Genomic DNA, 15,828 nt, shown 5'->3' with positions numbered 1-15,828 from the left:
GCGGGCCTTACCGCCCGCGCAGAAACAGCCCGTCCAGCTCCTTCATCGACAACTGCCGCCAGGTGGGGCGGCCATGGTTGCATTGGTCGGATCGGTCGGTGGTTTCCATTTGCCGCAGCAGGGCGTTCATTTCGTCCAGCGTAAGCTTGCGGTTGGCCCGTACCGCGCCGTGGCAGGCCATGGTGGCCAGGATTTCGTTGCGGGCGCGTTGCACCACGGTGGTGGCGTCGTGGGCGGCCAGCTCGGCCAGCACGCTGCGGGCCAGCTCCACTGGGTTGCCCTGGGCCAGCGTGGTGGGCACGGCGCGCACGGCCAGGGTTTTGGGCGAGAAGGGCACAACCTCCAGCCCCAGCAGGGCCAGCACTTCGGCCGATTCTTCAGCGGTGGCCACCTCCTGGGGGTTGGCGGCAAAGGTGGCGGGGATGAGCAGGGGCTGGCTGGCAATGCGTGCGCCGCTGTCCACCTGGGCCTTGAGGCGTTCGTACACGATGCGTTCGTGCGCAGCGTGCATATCCACAATCACCATGCCCTGGGCGTTTTCCGCCAGGATGTAGACGCCGTGCAGTTGGGCCACGGCACGGCCCAGGGGCCAGGCGGTGGCGTTGTCGCCGCGTTGTTCGGGCCACACCATGGCCTCGCTGGCGGGCGCATCGGTGGTCGCGTTGGTGGGCGCATGGCTCAGTGCCTGTGTTCCCACCGGTGTTCCCGCGGTGGGGGGCAGGGGTGAGGTGGCTGACGTGGCTGGTGTGGTGCCGATGGCTGTGGCATCGCCCGGCTGCGTGGCTGCAGGCTGGGTGGCGGGCGCCCACAAGCCGCCCAGCGCAGCATCAGGCGCTGCGGGAAATTCGCGGGGGGCCCACAGGGCCTGCAAATCTTCCACGCGGTGGCCGCGTTCTTCAAATTTCATAGCAGCCTGCGCTTGCCACATGGGCGCTACAGGCTTTTTGGGCTCTGAACCTATGGCAGCGGCGGCAGGTGCCACGCCTTCGCCCGCCGTCTGTGCCATGTTGGCTGCGGCCAATGCGGCAGCGCGGGGCGCGGCCAGGGCGTTTTCTACCGCATGGCGCACCGCCTGGTGCACCTCGCGGCTGTCCCGAAAGCGCACCTCGATCTTGGTGGGGTGCACGTTCACGTCCACGCGGGCGGGGTCGATTTCGACGTACAGCGCGTAGATGGGTTGCTTGTGGCCGTGCAGCACGTCCTCATAAGCGGCGCGGGCGGCGTGGGTGAGCACCTTGTCGCGCACAAAGCGGCCGTTGACGTAGCAGTACTGGTGATCAGGCCGCGAGCGGGCCGCATCGGGCAGCCCGGCGCGCCCGGTGACCACCACCGGGCCCACGCGGTGCTGCACGGTGACGGATTGCTCCACAAAGTCCTCGCCCAGCACGTCTGACAGGCGGCGGGCCAGAGCGTCTTGCGGGTTGCCCTCGCCGGGCACAAAGGTGGCGCGCCACTGCTCCACCAGCTTGCCCTCGTGCCAGATGGCAAAGCCCACATCGGGCCGCGCCAGCGCATGGCGGCGCACCGATTCAATGCAGTGCGCCAACTCGGTGGCGTCGGTCTTCAAAAATTTGCGGCGTGCGGGGGTGGAGAAGAACAGCTCCTTGACCTCCACCGTCGTGCCCTGGCTGCGCGCGGCGGGGCGCAATTCGCCGCTGCGGGCGTCCAGCAAAAAGGCGTTGGTCTGCAGGGCGGTGCGCGAGAGCAAAGCCATCTCCGACACCGAACTGATGGCCGCCAGCGCCTCGCCCCGAAAACCCATGGTGGCCACGGTTTCCAGGTCGTGCAGGTTGGTGATCTTGCTGGTGGCATGGCGGCGCAGCGCCACGGGCAGCTCTTCGGGCGGAATGCCCAGGCCGTCGTCCTCCACCGCAATCAACCGCACCCCGCCTGCCAGCAGCCGCACGGTGATCTGTGTGGCCCCGGCGTCCAGCGCGTTGTCCACCAGCTCGCGCACCACGGAGGCGGGGCGCTCCACCACCTCACCGGCGGCAATCTGGCTGATGAGTTCATCAGGCAGGTCACGGATGGGGCGTCGGCTGGCCTGTGCGACTTCTGGGGCGGGCGTGGGGGAGTGGGGAGGGGAGTCGGTGGGGTTCACCCTCGGGATTTTAGGCGGCTGCCCGGTGGGGATTTGGCGGCAGGGCGATAGGGATAATGCGCCCTGATTTTTGTCCCACTCAACGCCTGCCAAAGGCCATCCCATGGAACTAGTGACCTTTCTGATCGATTTCATCCTGCACGTGGACAAATACCTGGAAGCCTTTGTGCAGACCTATGGCATGTGGGTGTACGCGCTGCTGTTCCTCATTGTGTTTGTGGAAACGGGCGTGGTGGTGATGCCCTTTTTGCCAGGCGACTCGCTGCTCTTCATCGTGGGGGCGCTGTGCGGCGCGGGGCTGATGAATTTTCCGCTGGCGTGCGTGGTGCTCATCGTGGCGGCCATTCTGGGTGACCAGTGCAACTACTCCATAGGGCGCTACTTTGGCCCCAAGGTGTTCCAGTGGGAAGACTCGCGCTGGTTCAACCGCAAGGCCTTTGACCAGGCCCACGCGTTTTACGAGCGCTACGGCGGCATCACCATCGTGCTGGCGCGCTTCATGCCCTTCATCCGCACGTTTGCGCCCTTTGTGGCGGGTGTGGCGGCCATGAGCCGGACCAAGTTCACGGCCTTCAATGTCGGCGGTGCGCTCCTGTGGGTGCTGGGCATTGCCACTGCGGGGTACTTCTTTGGCAACTTTGCCTGGGTGAAGCAGAACCTGGACAAGATCATCTGGGCGCTCATCCTGGTGCCCGGTCTGATCGCCATCTTCGGAGCCTGGAAGGCCGGGCGGAGCAAACCGGCCCAGTCCTGATGCGGATCTGAGATTGCTATCAAATAAAGAGCTGCCAGCGCTTGTCATTCAAGCGCTGGCAGCTCTTTTTTTGGGGAACGCTACTTAGCGACGCTGGGAGCGGCGTTGGTCCTTGTCTTCGCCAATCTCATGCCCGATGAGGGCGCCTGCTGCGGCACCGCCCACGGTACCCAGGGTGCCGCCAAAGATGGCGTTGCCGGCCAAACCACCGGCTGCTGCGCCTACGCCGGTGCCGATCTGCGCGTTCGTAGGGTTGGAGGCACAACCGCCCAGGGCCAGTGTGGCGGTCACGATGAGGGTGCCTGCAAGGTAGTGAGGTCGTTGCATGGTGATTCCTTTCGTGGTGCGGGCCTGCGCGGCAGGATGGCTGCGCAGCCCATGAAAGGAGTGTGCCGAGACAAGGGAGAGTGCGCTGTCGGCCCCCGCGCATCCAGCTTGTAGGACGTGGGAGGTTGTTGCGCGCCCCTGCAGGCGCTACACCGACCGGCTACGCGCCAGCGGCGGGTTCTTGGCAAAGTAGCGGACGATGCCACGCATCAGCGCGTCGGCCAGCTCCTGCTGGTAGGCGCTGCTGCGCAGGCGCGCTTCTTCCTCGGGGTTGCTGATGAAGGCGGTTTCCACCAGCACGCTGGGAATGTCCGGTGCCTTGAGCACGGCAAAGCCTGCCTGCTCCACCCGGGGCTTGTGCAACTTACCGATGTTGCCAATCTCGCCCAGCAGCACGCTGCCGAGCTTGAGGCTGTCGTTGATCTGCGCGGTGGTGCTCATGTCCAGCAACGCGCGCTGCACATGCTGATCCTTGCTCTGCACATTGAGCCCACCCACCAGGTCCGCCTGGTTTTCCTTGTTGGCCAGCCAGCGCGCTGCCGTGCTGGATGCGCCGCTCTGGCTCAGCGCAAACACGCTCGCGCCGCGTGCAGCGGGGGTGGTGAAGGCATCGGCATGGATGCTGACGAACAGGTCGGCCTGCACGCGCCGGGCCTTTTCCACCCGCGTGCCCAGGGGCACGAAGTAGTCCGCATCGCGGGTGAGAAAGGCGCGCATGGGATTGCCGCCGACCGAGGTGGCGTTGATACGGTCGCGCAGCAGATGCGCCACGCGCAGCACCACGTCTTTCTCGCGGGTGCCTGCGGGGCCAATGGCGCCGGGGTCTTCCCCACCGTGGCCGGGGTCCAGCGCCACGATGATGATGCGGTCGGTCTGGGTGGCCGTGGCGCGCCCGCCGGGGCGGTTCGTTGCCGCTGGTGGGGCGGCAGGGGCTGTCGCCGTCTCGGTGGGGGCAGGCGCAGGGCTGGCGCTGTGGCTGGGGCTGGGGCTGGGGCTGGGGCTGGGGCTGGGGCGGTTGGTGTGCTGTGCAATCAGGTCGCCCAAGGGGTCGGCGGGTTCACCGGGTTTGGTGACCGCGCCCTTGTCGGGGGCCTTGCCACCTGCAACCGCAGCGGCCGATGAGGGTGCCGGTGCAGCGGCGGAGGAGGGCGTGCTGGCCGATGTGCCATGGGCGGGGCTGGTCTCGCGCAGCCGCTCGGCAATCAGGGCCTCCAGCGGGTCGATGGGCTCGGCCGGGTACAGGTCAAATACCAGCCGATGCTGGTAGGCCGCAATCGGCGGCAGCGTGAACACCTGCGGCTGGGCAGCCTGTTTCAGATCCACCACCAGCCGCACCACGCCCGGTGCGTTTTGGCCGACGCGGATGCCTGCGATGTTGGGGTCGTCGGGCTTGACCTTGGCGACCAGCTCGCGCAGCTCGGGGCTCAGGTCAATACCTTCAATGTCTACGGCCAGACGGGGCGGGGTGGTGACGAAAAACTGCTTGGCCACCAGCTTGGTGTCGGACTCGATGGTGACCCGGGAGTACTCAGGCGCTGGCCACACGCGCACGGCCAAAATCGTGGCACCGCGGGCAATCTGCTGCGTGCCCAGCAGCAGCACTACACCGCCTGCCTGCAGCAGGCTGCGGCGGCTGGGGGCATAGCCCCGGCGGGCGGAGGCATCGGGCTGGTGGGGCACAGAGCTGTCTACTGTGTGATGACGTGCAGGGCGGTCGGAATGGTCGGGGCTTGCAGGGTGTGCGTCAGCGGTCATGCGCTCAGTCCTTGAAGCAGTTCGCGCCCCGTGGCGCTGCCTGCGTGCAGGGTGACTTTTCTCTCGGTCTCGTCGATTGCTTCTAACGTGATAGCAAGGTCTGCAGTCGGGGCAAGCCCTTGCGCCTTTTGCGGCCATTCTGCCAGTTTGAGGCCGGGGCTGGCAAAAATGTCCCGGAACCCGGCGTCTTCCCATTCGCGCGGGTCGTCAAAGCGGTAAAAGTCAAAGTGCCACACGGCCATGTGTGCCGTTTCGTGGGGCTCTACTACCGCGTAGGTGGGGCTCTTGATGCGGCCCTGCACGCCCAGTGCGCGCAGCAGGTGGCGCACCAGGGTGGTCTTGCCCGCGCCCAGGTCGCCATGCAGGGTGATATAGGCCTGCGCCAGCGCAGGCTGGGCGGCCAGGCGTGCGGCCCAGGCGGCGGTGTCTTCTTCGCTGCGCCAAACGAATGTGGCTGGGCCCGTGCTGGGGCTTTCTACAATCTGGCCGGTATGTGGTGCAACAGTCAACTCGTTCCTCAAATGCAGGAGTGGGCCCGCGAGCTGGGATTTTCCCAAATCGGCGTGGCCGGGGTGGATTTGTCTGCGTCAGAGCCCGGATTGATGCAGTGGCTGGCGCAAGGGTTCCATGGTGACATGCATTACATGGCGGCCCATGGCCTCAAGCGTGCCCGACCTGCCGAGCTGGTGCCGGGCACCGTGAGCGTCATCACCGCGCGCATGGACTACCTGCCCCGGGGCCGTGACGACCACCCTGCCGTGGCCCAGGCGGGTGGCTGGCAGGCGATGGAGTTGCAGCGCCTTGAGCGGCCCGGCGAAGCCATCGTGTCCATGTACGCCAGGGGGCGCGATTATCACAAGGTATTGCGTGCCCGGCTGCAAAAGCTGGCCGACCGCATTGCCGAGGCGGTGGGGCCCTTTGGCCACCGTGTGTTCACCGACTCCGCCCCCGTGCTGGAGGCTGAGCTGGCTGCCCGCAGCGGCCAGGGCTGGCGCGGCAAGCACACGCTGGTGCTCAATCGCGAGGCGGGCTCCACCTTCTTTCTGGGCGAAATTTATGTGGACATGCCTTTGCCCGCTACCGAGCCTGTGACGGCCCACTGCGGCAGCTGCAGCGCCTGCATTGATGCCTGCCCCACGCAGGCCATCGTTGCGCCGCACAGGGTGGACGCACGGCGTTGCATCTCTTACCTGACCATTGAGCATGCCGGGCCGATTCCGCTGGAGTTGCGCCCCCTGTTGGGCAACCGCATCTACGGCTGCGACGACTGCCAGCTGGTGTGCCCCTGGAACAAGTTTGCCCAGGTCAGCCGCCTGCCTGATTTTGATGAGCGCAAGGGCCTGTCGGGCCAGCAGCTGGTGCATCTGTTTGCGTGGGACGAGCCCACCTTTTTGCGCATGACCGAGGGCGGCCCCATCCGCCGCATTGGCCACGAGCGCTGGCTGCGCAATGTGGCTGTGGCCCTGGGCAACGCGCTGCGCAAGACGGGCGCGGGTGACGTGCGTGCTGCACTGCAGGCGCAGGCCGAGCACCCCAGTGCCCTGGTGCGCGAGCATGTGGCGTGGGCGCTGGCGCAGGCGCAGGAATGATGGAGTCAAAATTGGCTGTAGCGCTTATCTATAAAGCGCAGGAAGCTATCTTTTTGGTAGCAATCCTGTGCGCTGCAGGGTATCGACCAACCCTTCGGTAAACCGTGCATAGCCTGCCGCATTGGCATGCACGCTGTCTGCGCGCAGGCTGGCGTCGGCCAGCACGGCAGACCAGCCATCTGCATGCAGCGGGATCTTGAGGCTCTTGGCCAGTTCGGCATACATCTCATGGTCACTCAGGTGCCCGGCGGCCGCCATGAGTGACAGGCCCGGAACGGCCACCAGCAGCACCTGCGCACCGCTGGCACGGGCTTGTTCACAGATCTGGCGAATGTTGGTGCGGGTGCCCTCTGCCGACATGCGCCGCAAAAAGTCGTTGCCACCAATGCTCACGATGACCAGCGCTGGCTGGTGGGTTTGCAGCAGGGCAGGCAACCGCTCCAGGGCCTGGGCCGATGTGTTGCCAGAGACCCCGGCGTTCACCACTTTCCAGCCTGTGCGCGCCTCCAGCAGCGCGGGGTAGGCGGTGCCTGGCGTTGCCCCCACGCCCGAGGTGAGTGAATCCCCCAACGCCAGCACGGTGGCCCCGGCAGGGATGGCCTGTGCGGAGGGCTTTTTGCTGCAACCGGGCAAGGCCAGAGCCGTGGCACCCAGCCCTGCCAGGGCCGCAGCGCCCAGCCTGCCCAGCAGGTGACGGCGTTGCGGCATCGGCAGATCGTGGGGGTTTGGAACTTGTATGCGCTGCTTCATCGCAGAAACCCCAGCGCAAAAGGCAGTGACACCACGCCCAATATCGTGGAGAGCGTGACCAGCCCGGCCACATAAGGGCCGTTGTAGCCCATGCGGGCCGCCAGCACGTAGCAGGTGGAGGCCGTAGGCAGGGCCGAGAAGGCGAGCAGCACGGTGGTCTGCTCTGCATTCAGGCGGAACAGGTGCGCCACCGCCCATCCAATCAGCGGCTGCAGCAGGTGGCGAATGCCCAGCACGGAAACCGTGAGCGCCTTGCCCCGACTGAGCAGCCCGAATTGCATGCCTGCGCCCGCGGCCATCAACCCCAGCGCAAGGGATGCCGCGCTGATGCGGCCCACCGTGGGGCTCGCCCATTCGGGAATCTGAAAGCCCAGCAGGTTGGCCACCAGGCCAGATGCGGTGGCGATGATGAGCGGGTTGCGCAGCAATTCGCGCACAAAGCCATGGCCGCCATGACGCGCCATGGGCCACACAGCCGCCACGTTGAACAGCGGCACGCACACGCCGATGAGCACCGCAATCATCAGCAGCCCCTGGGTGCCCGCCAGCCGCTCGGCAATCGCCAGGCCAATGAAGGAGTTGAAGCGAAACGCCACCTGCGCGCTGGCCGCGTGGTCCCGCCTGTCCAGCCGCTGGCCCAGCCAGGGCCACCAGGGCAGCGAATACGCCAGCGCAATGCCTGCCACCCCTGAGAGCAAGCCAGCAGCAATGAGGCTGGAGGCTGCGCCCACATCAATGGGGCTTTTGACGATGGACTGGAACAGCAGGACGGGAAACAGCAGGTAGTACACCAGGCTTTCCACCGGCTGCCAGATGGCCCGGTTCAGCGCGGTGTACCGGCACAGCAGGTAACCCAAGAGAATGAGAGAGAAATCCGGAAGCAGGAGCTGGGCGTAGTTCACGCTTCGAGAATAACTGAAGCATGGCAGTGCGCTGCCCCCTGCAGGCTGCGCGGGTCGGGCCGCAAAAGCCTGAACCTCTGCGCTGGCGCAGAGCCTGTGCGTAATCCCCAAGCGTTGTGGGCCTTCATTGCGCATAACATCGCACCTGTCTGAAAACCCCACAAAGGAGAACTCGATGTACCGTCGCCACTGTATTGCTCTGGCGCTGGCTGCTGTTGCAGGATCTGCAGCCGCACAAGGCTACCCGAACAAGATCATCAAGCTGCAGGTGCCGTTTGCGCCCGGCGGCACCACAGACATCATCGCCCGTGTGATTGCCGACCCACTCGGCAAGGCCCTGGGCCAGAGCGTCATCGTCGAGAACAAGGCGGGTGGCGGCGGCATTGTCGGGGCCAACGAGACGGCCAAGTCCGCACCCGATGGCTACACGCTGGGCATTGCGACAGTCTCGACCACGGCCGCCAACCCGGCCATCAACCCCAAGACGCCCTACAACCCGCTGACGGACTTCACGCCCATCGTGAACATTGCCGCCACGCCCAACATCATTGCGGTGCACCCCAGCTTTCCGGCCAAGGACTACAAGGGCTTCATTGCCGAGCTGAAGAAGTCGGCAGGCAAGTATTCGTACTCTTCGTCGGGCACGGGTGGCATTGGCCACCTGCAGATGGAGCTGTACAAGAGCCTGACCAACACTTTCGTGACGCACATCCCCTACCGCGGTGCGGGCCCCGCCCTGAACGACACGGTGGCAGGCCAGGTGCCCATGATTTTTGACAACCTGCCTTCGGCGCTGCCCTTCATCAAGGAAAACCGCCTGGTGCCCATCGTGGTGGCGGCACCCCAGCGCGTGGCGGCTTTGCCCAACGTGCCCACCTTCAAGGAAGTGGGGCTGGAGCCTGTGAACCGCATGGCTTACTACGGCATTGTGGGCCCCAAGGGGCTGCCCAAGGAAGTGGTGGACAAGGTGAATGCTGCCGTGCGCAAGGCGCTGGAAGACCCGGCAGTGAAGAAGCGCATTGAAGACACGGGCTCCCTCGTGGTCGGCAACACGCCTGAGCAGTTTGCCGAGCAGATCAAGGCGGAGTTCGCCGTGTACAAGGAAGTGGTCACCAAGCAGAAGCTCACGCTCGACTGATCGCTACCTTTGCGCTAGTCCGTCCACCGAATCCTTGAAATCACCGCCGATTTCAAGGATCCGGTGGACCGGAAGCCGCACGGTGCCAAGCCGTGCGGCTTTTTTCATTCCATGGGAGATGCGGCGTGCGCGGCATGCTATCGTTTTTGGATGCTTGAAGACAGCCTGCGCGCGATCGATACCTTTGTGGATGCCCTGTGGCTCGAAGATGGCCTTTCGCGCAATACCCTGGCGGCCTACCGCCGCGATCTCACGCTGTACGCCCAATGGCTGGCCCAGCAGGAGCCATCGCTGGCCCTGGACGCCACGGAAGAATCTCACCTGAACGGCTACTTTGCCGCGCGCCATGAGCAAACGCGGGCCACCTCGGCCAACCGCCGCCTCACGGTGCTGCGCCGGTACTTTCACTGGGCGCTGCGGGAGCGGCGCATCACCCAAGACCCGACGCTGCGCCTGCAGGCTGCCCGCCAGCCTCTGCGGGTGCCCAAAACCTTGTCGCAAGCGCATGTAGAGGCGCTGCTGAACGCCCCCGACCTGGGCAACCCCCTGGGCCTGCGCGACCGCACCATGCTGGAGCTGATGTACGCCAGCGGCTTGCGCGTGACGGAGCTGGTGACGCTCAAGACCTTTCAATTGGGTCTGAACGAAGGTGTGCTGCGTGTGATGGGCAAGGGCAGCAAGGAAAGGCTGGTGCCCTTTGGCGAAGAAGCGCGCAGCTGGCTGCAACGCTACCTGCAGGAAGCACGGGGTGCCATCCTGGCCGGGCAGCAGACGGAAGACCTGTTTGTCACCCAGCGCGGCGAGGGGATGACGCGTGTGGCGTTCTGGATGATCGTCAAGAAGTGGGCACAGGTGGCAGGCATTACGGTGCCGCTGTCACCCCACACGCTACGCCATGCGTTTGCCACCCACCTGCTCAACCATGGTGCTGACTTGCGGGTGGTGCAGCTCCTGCTGGGGCACGCCGACATTTCCACCACCACCATCTACACCCATGTGGCGCGTGAGCGGCTCAAGGCGCTGCATGCGCAGCACCATCCTCGTGGCTGAGTTTGCGGCGCTGCCTGGGGTGTTTCTCGTTTTTTGTTTCCTCTACTTCTCATTTCACGACCATGAAAAAACTGTTGACGGGCCTTTTTCTTCTGGGCTCCTGCGCCTGGGCTGCGGCCCAGGCCTGGCCCACGGCCAAACCGATCCGTATCGTGGTGGCCTACCCCGCAGGGGGCGTGAGCGACAACGTGGCGCGTGCCCTGGCCGACAAGCTGGCGGGACAACTGGGCACCCCAGTGGTGATCGAGAACAAGGCTGGTGCCAGTGGCAGTCTGGGCATGGATGCCGTGGCCAAGGCCGCGCCGGACGGCTACACGCTGGGCTTTGCTGCCGTGAGCCCGCTGGCGCTGAACCCGCACCTGGGCAAGTCGCCGTTTGATCCGCAAAAAGACATTGCTCCGGTGGTGAGCGTGATGTACTCGCCCGTGCTGCTGCTGGGCACCCCTGCCAGCAAGTCGGCAGACTTCAATGCCCTGGTATCCGCCGCGCGTGCGCAGCCCGGTAGTGTGCGCTGGGCCACGTCCGGCCAGGCATCCCTCGGGCACATCATGCTGGAGCAGATCCAGTCCGTCGCCAAGGTGCAGATCACGCACATCCCCTACAAAGGGGGCGGGCAGCAGATGAACGATGCGCTGGGCGGGCAGTTTGAGGTGCTCTCCACCAATGCTGGCCCGGCGGTACTGCAGCACATCAAGGCGGGCAAGCTCAAGCCCCTGGCCGTGGGTGCGCCCGCACGGCTGGATTCACTGCCCGATGTGCCTACCCTGGCGGAGCTGAAGCATCCTGCAGCCAACCTGTCGTCGCTGTTCGGCATTTTTGCACCGGCGCAGACTCCGCCAGCCATCGTGGCGCGCTTGAATGCCGAAGTGAACAAGGTGCTGGCCCAGCCCGATATCCGCGCCAAGCTGGACGCCACGGACAATGTCCCCACCGGCGGGACCACCGCAGAGTTTGCGCGCCAGATTGCCCAGGAATCCGAGAGCAATGCACGCATCATTCGGGCGGCCAAGATCCAGGCGGAATAGGCCTCGGTTTTCGCGGTTCTCCCATCCCCGCAAAACCCAACAAAAAAGGGCTCCTGCAAGGAGCCCTTTTTGTCGGATGGATGTGGCCGAGTTGAGTGGCCTTGAGGTCACTCCATGCTCAGGTTTTCAGCCCAGGTCAGTGCCTGCAGATGGGCCCAGTTCACCTGACGGTTGGACAGGTGCAGTTCATCGGCCATCTTGGCAAACATGACATCGTCGCCGCTTTCGCAGGCTTTGGTCAGCGCCAGGAAGGGGGCGAACACGCCGGTGCCATGCAGCAGGGCGTCCGTCACGGATTGAGGCAGCGCCACCGATTCCAGGGCCTTTTCAATCGGGACATTGAGCATGGCATCCAGCAGCGAGAACACGCCCACCACAAAGGCGTTGTCGCATTCTTCTGGGGGCAACAGCTCGGCGGCCAGCAACTCCATCAGGCGGCCACGCACCACGGCGGTCTGGCCCACTGCAGGAGGTGATCCATCCGCACGCGAGGTGGTCATCAACAGCGCGGCCCAGCGGAACAGTTTCTTCAGGCCCAGAATCATCACGGCATGCCGGAACGAGGTGACCTCGCACGACAGGCCAAAGCCCGAGGAGTTGATGAAGCGCAGCAGGTTGAAGGAGAGGGTGGGGTCTTTCTTCAGCAGCTCCTCGATCTCGCTGGTCTCCGCCTGCTTGCGAACCAGATTGATGAGCTGAATGATCGTGGCCTGCGACGGGCGCAGCGTGGTGGCCTTGACCAGAGAAGGGGTGGCGAACCAGAAGCCCTGGAACAGCTTCACCCCCAGATCGGACATCAGCTTGAACTGCTCGGCGGTTTCCACCTTTTCGGCAATCAGCGTGGCTTTGGAGTGGGTGCTGGCAAATTTGACCAGCGGCCCTGCCAGCTCAGGCTTGAAGGCCTGCATGTCCAGCTTGATGAACGAGGCCAGGGGCATCCAGGCTGCGTAGGGCTTGCGCAGGGCGTTCTGGTTCAGCGCCAGCCTGAAACCCCGCTGCCGCAGGGCCTGCAGGGCAGGGACGCGCTGGTCGATCTCTTCCTGGGTGGCGCTTTCGGGCAGGGGGGGCACTTCCAGCACCACTTTTTCGGGGTGGATCAGCTCCAGGTGGCCGCCCGCCAGGCTGTCGTGCGTGCAGTTGATGAACACGGTCTTTTTGCCCACCAGCGCCTCGGTGCCTGCGTAGGACAGGGCGTTGAACAGCAGGGCTGCATCGCTGGCTGCCGTGTGCGAGTCGGCTGCGGTAGAGCGGTCGAACAGCTCATAGCCGTAAACGGCGCGGTTCTGGTCCACGATGGCTTGGCGGGCAATGATGGCCAGATTGCTGGCTGCCACGTCTTCCTGCGGGGCGGGTGCTTCGGCTTCAGGAGTGACTTGGTCTGGGGTGCTCGACATGGTGGGGCAAAAAAGAGGTTGAGCGAAACGCTGCGTCTGATTCTAGACCCGACAGTGCACCTATGGCAGGTTCGTGCGGAGTCGGCGCTACCTTGGGTGTGTGTTTGACGCAGCGGCGGTATTGAACCGGATTGGGCAGGCATCAACAAAAAAGCTGCCGCTCCTTTCGGAGCATGCAGCTTGGATGGCTGGGCTGGCCTTGTCGGGTGGCGGTGCACCCGGTAACGCACACACTCAGGCTTGCTCTGTCATCTGGTCAGCCCACGCCAGTGCCTGCAGGTGGGCCATGTTGATTTGCTGGCTGGTCAGGTGCAGGGTGCCTGCAGCCTTGTGGAAGACGGCATCGTCACTGGACTCGCAAGCCTCGGCCAGGGTCAGCAGGTCTCCCAGCACGCCCTCGCGGCGCAGCAGTGCAGCGGCCACGTTGTCGGGCACGGTCAGCAGGCTCAGGGCAGATTCCATGGGGATGGAGAGCATCACGTCCAGCAAAGAGAAGATCCCGACTACAAAAGCCTGGTCGGCCTCTTCGGGCGGCATGCTTTCCAGCGCCAGCAATTCCATGAGTCGGCCACGCACCACTGCTGTCTGGCCGACGGAGGAGGGCGCGCCTCCAGTGCGGGCGGCGGTGAGCAGCAGGGCGGCCCAGCGGAACAGCTTTTTGAGGCCCATCAGCATCACGGCCTGGCGGAAGGACGTGATTTCACGGTTGAGCCCGAAGCCTGCCGAGTTGATCAAGCGCATCAGGTTGAAGGCCAGTCCGGCATCTTTCTTGAGGACTTCCTCGATTTCGTCGGTGCTGGCCTGCTTGCGCACCAGATTGATGAGCTGGACGATGCTGGACTGCGCGGGCGACAGCAGCTTGGTTTCCACAATCGATGGCCGCGCAAACCAGTAACCCTGGAACAGTTGCACGCCTTGGCTGGACACCATGTCGTACTGCTGGGCGGTCTCCACCTTTTCTGCAATCAGCTCGGCCTGCGTGTTGCGCCCCGCGTAACGGATGAGCACGGCCAGCTGGTCGGGGGCCAGCACCGACAGGTCCAGCTTGATGTAGTCGGCCAGTGGCAGCCACGCTGCATAGGCTGATTCCAGCACGGTGTGGTTGAACGCCAGATGAAAACCCCGGTCGCGCAGACCCTTCAGGATGGGCAGACGGGTTTCCACTTCCTGGGCTGCTGCATGGCCCAGCGGGGGAATTTCCAGCACCACCTTGTCCGGATCCAGCAGCTCCAGGTGTCCGCCCGACAGGCTCTCGTGCGTGCAGTTCACGAAGATCAGCTTTTTGCCCACCAGCTCTTCCGTGCCTGCATGCGAGAGCGCGGTGAACACCAGGATCACATCCGTGGCGGCCGTGTGGCCGATACCGGTGCGCGAGCGGTTGAACAGCTCATAGCCAACGACCACCTGCTGGGCGTTGACGATGGCCTGGCGAGCGATCATGGCCACAGTGGTTTGCCCTGGTGCGTTGCTTGCAGGGTAGGCCGCCGCAGGGGCAGGTGTGTTGGACATGGTGGACGACTCACAAGTGAACGATTCATCAAAAGCATCTGGCAGGGCGTTGGATTGTAGGTAACGCGCAAATCCCGCATGTTTCGCTCAGCCCTGCTGCAGCCATTGCAACTCCGCTTCGGTAAAGCCTGCCCTGCGGCGCGCTGCATCGTTGAAGGGGGGCTTCAGGCGCGGCGCTTCATACTGCCGCACGAGTTGGGCGTAATGGGTTTCGGGGTTGAAGCCATCCCGCTCGCACAGCCAGCGGTACCAGTGGTTGCCGATGGCCACATGGCCCACTTCGTCGCGCAGGATGATGTCCAGGATGTCCACAGCCGCCAGCGCGTCGGGTGTGCCCACCTGGCGCAGCTTGTTCTGGATCTGCGGCGTGGCATCCAGCCCCCGGGCCTCCATGGTGCGGGGCACCAGGGCCATGCGGGCGACGATGTCATGCTGCGTTTTCTCGCACATGGTCCACAGCCCCTGGTGGGCCGGAAAGTCGCCATAGTCGTGGCCCTGGGTGCTCAGGTGGTTGCGCAGCAGGGTGAAGTGGGTGGCTTCCTCGGCAGCCACCAGCAGCCAGTCCAGGTAGTACTGGCGGGGCATGCCAGCGAAGCGCCAGATGGCGTCCAGCGCGAGGTTGATGGCGTTGAACTCGATGTGCGCAATCGCGTGGATCAGAATGGCCCGCCCCTCGGCGGTGGCGGGAGACCTTCTGGCCACCTCGGTATGCCTGAGCAGCGAGGGGCGCGCAGGGTGCCCGGGCAGGCTGACAGCAGTGCCGGGCTCCAAAATCGCTTGATCTGCTATCAAAAGGGTAGCTGCCTGCGCTTGTAGATAAAGCGCTGCAGCCGATTTTTGTTCCGGGTCTGCAATGCACAAGACCTGCAATGCACGTTGGCGAAGCTCCATCCTTACAATTCTAGGCCCTGCCATCCAACGCACTGCACACGCTTTGTAACCATTGGCAGCCTCTTTCTTGGTCTTCTTTGGAATGGGAGTGTGTGGCATGGCTTTGTACGAACTCGACGGGGTGGCCCCCCAGATGGCTGCATCGGCCTGGGTGGCTGACAGCGCGCAGGTCATGGGCCGCGTGGCGCTCGGTGAAGACGCCAGCGTGTGGTTTGGGGCCGTGGTGCGTGGGGATACGGACAGCATCACTATTGGCGCGGGCAGCAACATACAGGACGCCAGTGTTCTGCACGCTGACCTGGGTCAACCCCTGGTGGTGGGTGAACGCGTCACGGTGGGTCATCAGGTCATGCTGCACGGCTGCACTATTGGCGACGAGTCGCTGATCGGCATCGGGGCGGTGGTGCTCAACGGTGCAAAGATTGGCAAGAACTGCCTGGTGGGTGCAGGGGCCTTGGTGACCGAGGGCAAGGAGTTTCCCGATGGCTCCATGATCCTTGGCAGCCCGGCCAAAGTGGTGCGCCAGCTGACGCCTGAGCAGATGGAAGGGCTGCGTCAGAGCGCGCAGCATTACATCGACAACGCCCGGCGCTTCAAGAAGGGGCTGCGCAGGCTGGACTGAAGGCTGCGCTTTACCGCCGGG

General features: G+C 64.6%; 15 protein-coding genes. 6 read left to right on the top strand and 9 right to left on the bottom strand.

The window, feature by feature from the left end; translation table 11 throughout:
* Positions 1 to 7: 7 nt before the first annotated feature.
* Complete coding sequence (gene mutL / locus AACH87_RS16335) at positions 8 to 2,029, bottom strand: DNA mismatch repair endonuclease MutL (protein WP_338798994.1); 2,022 nt, start codon at positions 2,027 to 2,029, stop codon at positions 8 to 10.
* 175 nt (positions 2,030 to 2,204) lie between these two features.
* On the opposite strand from mutL, the gene AACH87_RS16330 reads away from it, so the two are divergent.
* Positions 2,205 to 2,855 (top strand): DedA family protein, encoded by a 651-nt coding sequence (locus tag AACH87_RS16330; RefSeq protein ID WP_338795546.1) that lies wholly within the window; start codon positions 2,205 to 2,207, stop codon positions 2,853 to 2,855.
* Positions 2,856 to 2,939: 84 nt separating this feature from the next.
* Here AACH87_RS16330 and AACH87_RS16325 read toward each other — a convergent pair whose 3' ends face one another.
* From AACH87_RS16325 to tsaE, 3 genes are all read right to left on the bottom strand, one after another.
* Positions 2,940 to 3,182 (bottom strand): glycine zipper 2TM domain-containing protein, encoded by a 243-nt coding sequence (locus AACH87_RS16325; protein ID WP_338795545.1) that lies wholly within the window; start codon positions 3,180 to 3,182, stop codon positions 2,940 to 2,942.
* A gap of 147 nt (positions 3,183 to 3,329) precedes the next feature.
* Complete coding sequence (locus tag AACH87_RS16320) at positions 3,330 to 4,937, bottom strand: N-acetylmuramoyl-L-alanine amidase (RefSeq protein ID WP_338795544.1); 1,608 nt, start codon at positions 4,935 to 4,937, stop codon at positions 3,330 to 3,332.
* Positions 4,934 to 5,446, bottom strand: a complete 513-nt coding sequence (tsaE, locus tag AACH87_RS16315) for a tRNA (adenosine(37)-N6)-threonylcarbamoyltransferase complex ATPase subunit type 1 TsaE (RefSeq protein WP_338795543.1) — start codon at positions 5,444 to 5,446, stop codon at positions 4,934 to 4,936. Before tsaE ends, AACH87_RS16320 begins: the two co-directional genes overlap by 4 nt.
* 12 nt (positions 5,447 to 5,458) lie before the next feature.
* Between tsaE and queG the strand changes: the two genes are divergently transcribed.
* Positions 5,459 to 6,526 (top strand): tRNA epoxyqueuosine(34) reductase QueG, encoded by a 1,068-nt coding sequence (gene queG / locus AACH87_RS16310; protein ID WP_338795542.1) that lies wholly within the window; start codon positions 5,459 to 5,461, stop codon positions 6,524 to 6,526.
* A gap of 45 nt (positions 6,527 to 6,571) precedes the next feature.
* Here queG and AACH87_RS16305 read toward each other — a convergent pair whose 3' ends face one another.
* Positions 6,572 to 7,234, bottom strand: coding sequence for a GDSL-type esterase/lipase family protein (locus tag AACH87_RS16305; RefSeq protein WP_338795541.1), 663 nt, complete (start codon positions 7,232 to 7,234; stop codon positions 6,572 to 6,574).
* A 38-nt stretch (positions 7,235 to 7,272) separates the two neighbouring features.
* Positions 7,273 to 8,178 carry an AEC family transporter gene (locus AACH87_RS16300; RefSeq protein ID WP_338795540.1) on the bottom strand — a complete coding sequence of 302 codons (906 nt, stop codon included), beginning with the start codon at positions 8,176 to 8,178 and terminating at the stop codon, positions 7,273 to 7,275.
* A gap of 175 nt (positions 8,179 to 8,353) precedes the next feature.
* Between AACH87_RS16300 and AACH87_RS16295 the strand changes: the two genes are divergently transcribed.
* The 3 genes from AACH87_RS16295 (at position 8,354) to AACH87_RS16285 (ending at position 11,391) form a co-directional block, all read left to right on the top strand.
* Positions 8,354 to 9,316, top strand: coding sequence for a tripartite tricarboxylate transporter substrate binding protein BugE (locus AACH87_RS16295; protein ID WP_338795539.1), 963 nt, complete (start codon positions 8,354 to 8,356; stop codon positions 9,314 to 9,316).
* Between the two features lie 150 nt (positions 9,317 to 9,466).
* A complete protein-coding gene (gene xerD, locus AACH87_RS16290) occupies positions 9,467 to 10,366 on the top strand; it encodes a site-specific tyrosine recombinase XerD (RefSeq protein WP_338795538.1) in 900 nt (299 codons plus the stop codon).
* Positions 10,367 to 10,428: 62 nt separating this feature from the next.
* Positions 10,429 to 11,391 carry a tripartite tricarboxylate transporter substrate binding protein gene (locus AACH87_RS16285; RefSeq protein ID WP_338795537.1) on the top strand — a complete coding sequence of 321 codons (963 nt, stop codon included), beginning with the start codon at positions 10,429 to 10,431 and terminating at the stop codon, positions 11,389 to 11,391.
* Positions 11,392 to 11,498: 107 nt separating this feature from the next.
* On the opposite strand, the gene AACH87_RS16280 is transcribed toward AACH87_RS16285, so the two are convergent.
* The 3 genes from AACH87_RS16280 to AACH87_RS16270 all read right to left on the bottom strand — a co-directional run bounded on the left by AACH87_RS16280 (position 11,499) and on the right by AACH87_RS16270 (position 15,185).
* Complete coding sequence (locus tag AACH87_RS16280) at positions 11,499 to 12,785, bottom strand: HDOD domain-containing protein (protein ID WP_338795536.1); 1,287 nt, start codon at positions 12,783 to 12,785, stop codon at positions 11,499 to 11,501.
* A gap of 234 nt (positions 12,786 to 13,019) precedes the next feature.
* On the bottom strand, positions 13,020 to 14,294 hold the full coding sequence (locus AACH87_RS16275) for an HDOD domain-containing protein (RefSeq protein ID WP_338795535.1): 1,275 nt from the start codon (positions 14,292 to 14,294) through the stop codon (positions 13,020 to 13,022).
* An 87-nt stretch (positions 14,295 to 14,381) separates the two neighbouring features.
* A complete protein-coding gene (locus tag AACH87_RS16270; protein WP_338795533.1) occupies positions 14,382 to 15,185 on the bottom strand; it encodes a ferritin-like domain-containing protein in 804 nt (267 codons plus the stop codon).
* Positions 15,186 to 15,282: 97 nt separating this feature from the next.
* On the opposite strand from AACH87_RS16270, the gene AACH87_RS16265 reads away from it, so the two are divergent.
* Positions 15,283 to 15,807: a gamma carbonic anhydrase family protein gene (locus tag AACH87_RS16265; protein ID WP_338795532.1), complete on the top strand. Its 525-nt coding sequence runs from the start codon at positions 15,283 to 15,285 to the stop codon at positions 15,805 to 15,807.
* The last annotated feature ends 21 nt before the right edge of the window (positions 15,808 to 15,828 follow it).

The sequence above is a fragment of the Acidovorax sp. DW039 genome, from assembly GCF_037101375.1.
In the GTDB taxonomy this organism is placed as follows: Bacteria; Pseudomonadota; Gammaproteobacteria; order Burkholderiales; family Burkholderiaceae_C; genus Acidovorax.
Note: the sequence above shows the minus strand (reverse complement) of the source record. Positions and strands in the feature narration are given on the sequence as shown.

Excerpts from the sequence above, each read along its gene's own strand:
- AACH87_RS16330 (WP_338795546.1), top strand. The coding sequence starts at position 2,205 with ATGGAACTAGTGACCTTTCTGATCGATTTCATCCTGCACGTGGACAAA.
- AACH87_RS16325 (WP_338795545.1), bottom strand. The coding sequence starts at position 3,182 with ATGCAACGACCTCACTACCTTGCAGGCACCCTCATCGTGACCGCCACA.
- AACH87_RS16320 (WP_338795544.1), bottom strand. The coding sequence starts at position 4,937 with ATGACCGCTGACGCACACCCTGCAAGCCCCGACCATTCCGACCGCCCT.
- queG (WP_338795542.1), top strand. The coding sequence starts at position 5,459 with ATGCAGGAGTGGGCCCGCGAGCTGGGATTTTCCCAAATCGGCGTGGCC.
- AACH87_RS16305 (WP_338795541.1), bottom strand. The coding sequence starts at position 7,234 with ATGCCGCAACGCCGTCACCTGCTGGGCAGGCTGGGCGCTGCGGCCCTG.
- AACH87_RS16295 (WP_338795539.1), top strand. The coding sequence starts at position 8,354 with ATGTACCGTCGCCACTGTATTGCTCTGGCGCTGGCTGCTGTTGCAGGA.
- xerD (WP_338795538.1), top strand. The coding sequence starts at position 9,467 with ATGCTTGAAGACAGCCTGCGCGCGATCGATACCTTTGTGGATGCCCTG.
- AACH87_RS16285 (WP_338795537.1), top strand. The coding sequence starts at position 10,429 with ATGAAAAAACTGTTGACGGGCCTTTTTCTTCTGGGCTCCTGCGCCTGG.
- AACH87_RS16280 (WP_338795536.1), bottom strand. The coding sequence starts at position 12,785 with ATGTCGAGCACCCCAGACCAAGTCACTCCTGAAGCCGAAGCACCCGCC.
- AACH87_RS16275 (WP_338795535.1), bottom strand. The coding sequence starts at position 14,294 with ATGTCCAACACACCTGCCCCTGCGGCGGCCTACCCTGCAAGCAACGCA.
- AACH87_RS16270 (WP_338795533.1), bottom strand. The coding sequence starts at position 15,185 with ATGGAGCTTCGCCAACGTGCATTGCAGGTCTTGTGCATTGCAGACCCG.
- AACH87_RS16265 (WP_338795532.1), top strand. The coding sequence starts at position 15,283 with ATGGCTTTGTACGAACTCGACGGGGTGGCCCCCCAGATGGCTGCATCG.